This is a genomic window from Massilia norwichensis (assembly GCF_024753245.1).
GTDB lineage: Bacteria > Pseudomonadota > Gammaproteobacteria > Burkholderiales > Burkholderiaceae_D > Telluria > Telluria norwichensis.
In genome coordinates this window covers 1-1,101 of sequence record NZ_JANUGX010000083.1, presented here as the reverse complement: position 1 = coordinate 1,101, position 1,101 = coordinate 1, and the positions used below count along the sequence as shown (strand labels likewise).

Genomic DNA, 1,101 nt, shown 5'->3' with positions numbered 1-1,101 from the left:
TGTTCAGTTTCGTGCGATCATATTCCCCGCCGTAGCTGGCCTTTATTTCGTGCAAGGGCTATGCTGGGCGACATGATTGCTGGGTTCAGCAGTCCCGGCATTCAATCGCAGCAGGAGCAGTTGGCAACATGAGTTCACGCATTCACCCGCAGGCCCGTACCACACCCAAGATCCGCCAGGAGATCAAGGATTCCGGCCTGTCCTCCAGAGAAGCCGCCAAGGTTTTCAACATCACGCGAGCCACTGCACAGAAGTGGCTGGGACGCGATGACGTGCAGGATCGATCTCACCGTGCCCATACCCTGCATACGACGTTGAGCCAGGCCCAGGAAGCGATTGTCCTGGCTCTGCGCCAGTCGCTTTACCTGCCGCTCGACGACCTGCTGTTCATCACAAAACAGTACATTAATCCGGCCGTCTCGCGAGCGGGCATTGCGCGCCTGCTAAAGCGTGAAGGCATGTCGCGTCTGACGGACTTGATTGCGACTGCCGAGGGCGAAAAGATCACGCCGAAGAAGACCTTCAAGGATTACGAACCCGGCTTCATTCACATCGATATCAAATATTTGCCGCAGATGCCGGACGAGACCTCGCGCCGCTATCTGTTCGTCGCCATCGACCGTGCGACGCGCTGGGTTTTCATGCACATCTACGGCGACATGACCGAGGCGAGCAGCGTCGATTTCCTGCGTCGGCTCAAGCTGGCTTCCCCCATAAAAATTAGCAAGATCCTGACCGACAACGGCTCGCAATTTACCGACCGCTTCGCCACCAAAAACAAGAAGCCCAGCGGCAATCACGCTTTCGACGTTGCCTGCGCAGCCCTGCCTGCCGAGCATCGGCTGGCACCACCGCGCCATCCGCAAACCAACGGTATGGTCGAGCGTTTCAACGGACGCATCAACGAACTGCTACAGCAGACCCGTTTCGACAGCAGGGCCGACTTGCAGGCCACATTGCTGAACTATCTGAAGCTGTACAACCACCATATTCCCCAGCGCGCCATCGGCAGTAAAACCCCTGTCCTTGCACTCAAGGAATGGCAGCAGAAGCGTCCAGAGTTATTCGTTAAGCGCGTTTATGATCAAACGGGACTCGACA

At 56.9% G+C, this 1,101-nt stretch carries 1 protein-coding gene; it reads left to right on the top strand.

Translation table 11 applies throughout. From position 1 onward, the window contains the following. Positions 1-128 precede the first annotated feature (128 nt). Positions 129-1,101: IS481 family transposase (locus tag NX782_RS26225; RefSeq protein ID WP_258848442.1), on the top strand; the 973-nt coding region annotated here is incomplete at its 3' end.